Below are 1957 nucleotides of genomic sequence, written 5' to 3'. Positions count from 1 at the left end.
CTGACCCGGCGTCGGCTCGATCCGGAAGGAGTACCGCAGATGCATAGGAGCAACCTAGCGGCCGCCACTGACAACGCTGTTCCGCCCGGCGGGCGAAACAGTCCTTCCCGCCCTGCTCCGCAGGAGCTTCGTTTCCTCCCAGCCTGAAGGCCGGGAGGAAACGAAGGAGACCCGATGACGACGAGGAGAATGTCCGTTGCCGTTTCAAGAGCTGCACTTCAGCGTCAACTGCGGTTGAACTCCGCTCAAAAGCTCACCAGGTCGGAGTGATGGCCCTTCCAGGCTTGGCTGTTGCCCTGGATTTGCGTGCAACCAGCGGTCCGGCGGACAGCGTCCCGTTCTGTGATCGATACTGGCGCGGACCGTCCGCGTGTCACCGACAACCAGCGGCATGTCGGGCAATGGAGAGGGGCCGTGCATGAACTCGGGCCAGCAGGTTGAATTCCACGCGCCATGCGGGCATTTGATCGCGGCTCCGGCCGAGCGCGCCGGGCAGGGCGTGCGCTGCCCGCACTGCCACCAGGTAGCCACCGTTCCGGCCCCCGATGTTCCTTACGCATCGCCCGTCGTTGTACCGGCCGGTGCCGCCGAGCCCGTCGTGCTGACGGCCCTCTATCTCGCCGCACTGATCGGCGGGATCGGCGCGGCCGGGCTCATCTACGTCGTCATGTTCGACGAGTTCTCGGAGTCCGAACTGGTCACGGTCACACCGCTGTGGTTCTTCCCCGTCGTGTTCGGTCTGTACGGTTTCATCTCCCAGCGCCTGCTCCGCCGTATCGCCACGGGACGCGCACGTTCCCTGAGCGACGCCGCACGTTTGTCGGTCGACGTCGCCGGCCACTGGGCCGCCTTGTTCCTCTTCCCGTTCCTGGTCCTGAAGTGGCGCAGTTCCCTTCTCGTTTCGCTGGCCGCGGCGGGCTTCTGGGCCGTACTGCTGTGGCTCTTCTTCGCCGTGGTCTTCCCCACCCTCTGAGAATCCCCGTCGGGCGGGGCGAGCGCAGCCCGGCGGCTGGCACCTTCCTTGACATCCTCCCCGTCTGGCAGTAGGCGGCCTTCCTTGCTGCCAGCGCATCGTTGTAGACGACCAGTGCGCAGCCGAACGTACGGGCCGGCGCCATGCGCTGAACCGGCGTCGGCTCGATCCGGAACGAATCCCGCAGATGCACACGAGCAACCTGACGGCCGCCACTGACAACGCTCTTCCGCCCGGTGGGCGAAACAGCCCTCCCTGCCCTGCTCCGCGGGAGCTTCGTATCTTCCCCGGCCGAAGGCCCGGGCATCCACGAACGAGACCCGATGAAGTCCCGATGCAGTAGGCGGAGGCCGAGGGACTCTTCCAGAGCCCCGAAGTACAGCTCGAACGTGGTTGTCGCTTCGGAGGGCCAGGTCGGCGCGGCGCGCGGCAAGGTTGAGGAGAACCATTTCGCCGCCTCGCAGACAGGTGAGCGGCTCTGCGTACGTGGCTCTCCCCGCCCGGTGAGGGCGGAGGCACGCGGCTTCATGCTGACGAGAGCGGACCTTGCGGGCCGCCACCAGTCGAGGACGTCCCGCGTTCTGGTCGCATGTCGGCGGTCATGCCTCCCGAATCCGCTGCCTCCACCACGCCGCCGCGTGCCATGAACTCACCGATGCGGCCCACGGGTCGGGCAGCGTGCGACGGAGGTACTCCGCATCGAGTTGGGCGACGATACCGCCCAGCCTTCGCCGCGCTGAGGGCGGAAGTCGACGGAGCGCTTCTTCGAGGGTGTCCCGAGCATCCGTAGGGTCGCAACAGGGGCAATAGTCCCGGGGCAGATACAGGTATCGGCCGGACCCTCGGAGAAATCCCTCGTATTGGTGCAGGGCCTCAGCAACAACGCCGTGCCCTAGTAGGGCTTGGTCAGGTTCGTAGGGGTGTGGGTATGTCGCGGTGGCAGGTGGGGCAGGCGCCGGTCCAGGTGGCGAGGAGTGTCTGCAG

General features: G+C 66.6%; 1 protein-coding gene and 1 pseudogene. One reads left to right on the top strand and one right to left on the bottom strand.

Translation table 11 applies throughout. From position 1 onward, the window contains the following. The first annotated feature begins 370 nt into the window (after positions 1-370). On the top strand, positions 371-973 hold the full coding sequence (locus ABT296_RS38550) for a hypothetical protein (protein WP_351934808.1): 603 nt from the start codon (positions 371-373) through the stop codon (positions 971-973). 70 nt (positions 974-1043) lie between these two features. On the opposite strand, the pseudogene ABT296_RS38545 reads toward ABT296_RS38550, so the two are convergent. Continuing rightward, positions 1044-1280, bottom strand: a pseudogene (locus tag ABT296_RS38545) (helix-turn-helix domain-containing protein); the annotation flags it as partial. Between the last annotated feature and the right edge of the window lie 677 nt (positions 1281-1957).

Source organism: Streptomyces sp. NPDC000983 (genome assembly GCF_040299205.1).
Lineage (GTDB): Bacteria > Actinomycetota > Actinomycetes > Streptomycetales > Streptomycetaceae > Streptomyces.
This window is presented reverse-complemented; position numbering and strand designations above follow the sequence as displayed.